This is a genomic window from Thermodesulfobacteriota bacterium, assembly GCA_039028315.1.
Taxonomy (GTDB): domain Bacteria; phylum Desulfobacterota_D; class UBA1144; order Nemesobacterales; family UBA2774; genus CR02bin9.
In genome coordinates, this window is record JBCCIH010000246.1 from 1 (window position 1) to 2,552 (window position 2,552).

Below are 2,552 nucleotides of genomic sequence, written 5' to 3' on the forward strand. Positions count from 1 at the left end.
ACTTTTATTGTCGGATTTCCTGGAGAGACAGAGGACGAGTTTGAAGAGCTTTTAGATTTTATAGAAGAAGCCCAGTTCGACAGAGCAGGCGCTTTTAAATACTCCCAGGAAGAAGGCACACCTGCTGGCACTATGGGTGAGCAAATCCCTGAGGAAATCAAAGAAGAGAGACTCGAGCGACTCATGCAGGCTCAGTCAGAGGTTTCTTTGAATAAGAATAAGGCTCTTGTTGGAACTGTTCATGAGGGTTTTATAGAGAGCGTTGAAAATGGCGACTATGTTGCAAGAATATCCACACAAGCCCCTGAAGTTGATGGCTATACTTATATCAAACGGGATCAAGAGCTTATCTTAGGTGAGCTTGTAGACATAAAAATAACAGATGCAGATATATATGATCTTTACGGCGAAATAGTTTAATTAATCATTCCCATTTGCATCAAACATCTCTCGAATACCATAAGTAGTATTTCTTTCAGCAGGAATTCTTCCAATCTCGCGGGTTAGGCGTCTAAACTCCTCAGGAGGGAAATACTGACCATAGCTTGCACCGGCCGAGCGTGAGATCTGCTCTTCCATCAAAGTACCGCCAAAATCATTAGCTCCCGCAGTGAGTGAGAACTGAGCAAACTCTGGGCCCTGTTTAACCCATGAGACCTGAATGTTATTTATCCAGCCTCTTAGCATAAGTCTTGAAACACCGTACATTTTTAGTTGATCTAGATCTGTTGGGCCTTCTGCAACTTTACCTTTTGAGTGTTTAAAGAGTCTTGTGTTCCAAGGGATAAACCTAAGTGGCACAAACTCTGTAAATCCGCCGGTTTCTTTCTGAATATCTCTTAGTATTCCTATATGCATTGCCCAGTGCCTAGGCTCGTCAACGTGGCCGTACATTATTGTAGAAGTTGTATGCATACCTGAGAGGTGGGCCTTTTTAACGATTCTTATCCAAGCCTCAGTCGGCATTTTTCTTGGCGCAATAATTTTTCTCACTTCTTCAACCAGTATTTCTGCTGCTGTTCCAGGAAAAGTGTTGTGGCCAACATCTTTTAACATCTCAATGAACTCTTCTTCAGATATACCTAGCGACTCTGCGCCGTAGAAAATTTCAAATGGAGAAAAAGCGTGAGTGTGCATCTCGGGCACAGCGTTTTTGACTGCTTTAATTAATTCGACATAGAAGTTGCCGTCTATATCAGGGTGCATACCACCCTGCATACAAACTTCAGTTGCACCAATTTCCCAAGCCTCTTTAACACGGTCTGCAATCTCGTCCATGCTTAGGAAGTATGCTCTCTCATCACCTTCCGGGGCCATAAAATTACAGAAGCCGCAGTATGTGTTGCATATATTTGTAAAGTTAATATTTCTGTTTACGACATAGGTTATTACGTCACCCACATCCTGCTTTCTAATTTCATCGGCTGCTATCGCAAGAGCTGAGATTTCATCTAGATCTTCAATTCCAAATAGTGCCTCTCCCTCTTCAACACTGACTTCATCGCCAACTAGAGCCTTGTTAATAATTCTTCCAGTACTGCCGTTTACTTTAGATAGAAGGCCGTCTAAACCCATAGCCCTATTTTCTTCAATCCTATCAATTGCTTCTTTTATATCAGCCATTTCACACCTCTCCAAGTGGGACGTAACCGTCTTTATCTACGAAATTTTCTACTCTTTCTAACACATTTTCATTTATATAATCTTTATCAATAAACTCCGGATATACTGGAAGTCTCTCTCTGAGTATAAATCCAAGATCGTCCACCATATCTTCCATTATCTCTAGCTTAGGCCACGGAGCTTCAGGGTTAACATAGTCAATTGTAACCGGAGACACTCCGCCTAGATCATTTATCCCAGCGTGTATAAATAGAGGGTAAGTCTCAGGGTTTAAGTTTGGCGGTATCTGAAGATTAAGTCCTTCGCCGAACATGAGTCTAGTAATTGCTACAAGCTTAAGCATGTCTATAAATTCTGGCGCCGGAGTATTTTCCATCAAGATACCCGCTTTTGGACTAAAGTTCTGAATAATTATCTCTTGAAGGTGTCCATATTTATCGTCTAGCTCTCTTAATGCAATTAGGGAGTCAATGCGCTCTTCCCAAGTCTCTCCTATTCCAACCAGAATTCCAGAGGTCCAAGGGATCTGATGCTCTCCGGCCAACTCCATAGTTTTCATTCTCTGCTTTGGAACTTTATCAGGGCATCTGTGGTGCGCCTCTCCTTTCTTAAGAAGCCTTGGGCTTATATTCTCAAGCATAAGTCCCATGCTTGGGTTTGACTCTTTAAAGGAAAGAAGCTCTTCACTTGTAGCAAGACCAAGATTTGTATGTGGAAATATATTTTCCTTAAGTCCTGCTTCTCCTAATGCAATTAGATAGTCCGCTGTTGTTTCATATCCGAGTTTATGTAGTGCTTCTCTATAAACCGGGTATTTAAGCTCAGGTTTATCGCCGGTAACAAATAAAAGTTCTGTGCAGCCTAGTTGAGCGCCCTTTTTCGCCATATCTAAAACTTCCTCAGGGCTCATAAATAAAGCGCCCTCACCT

At 41.9% G+C, this 2,552-nt stretch carries 3 protein-coding genes; 1 reads left to right on the top strand and 2 read right to left on the bottom strand.

The window, feature by feature from the left end; translation table 11 throughout:
• A partial coding sequence (gene rimO / locus AAF462_11505; GenBank protein MEM7009748.1) for a 30S ribosomal protein S12 methylthiotransferase RimO occupies positions 1-420 on the top strand: 420 nt, incomplete at its 5' end.
• Here rimO and cofH read toward each other — a convergent pair.
• Entirely contained in the window at positions 421-1,623 is a 1,203-nt protein-coding gene (gene cofH, locus AAF462_11510) for a 5-amino-6-(D-ribitylamino)uracil--L-tyrosine 4-hydroxyphenyl transferase CofH (protein ID MEM7009749.1), read from the bottom strand.
• Position 1,624: 1 nt separating this feature from the next.
• A partial coding sequence (cofG, locus tag AAF462_11515) for a 7,8-didemethyl-8-hydroxy-5-deazariboflavin synthase CofG (protein ID MEM7009750.1) occupies positions 1,625-2,552 on the bottom strand: 928 nt, incomplete at its 5' end.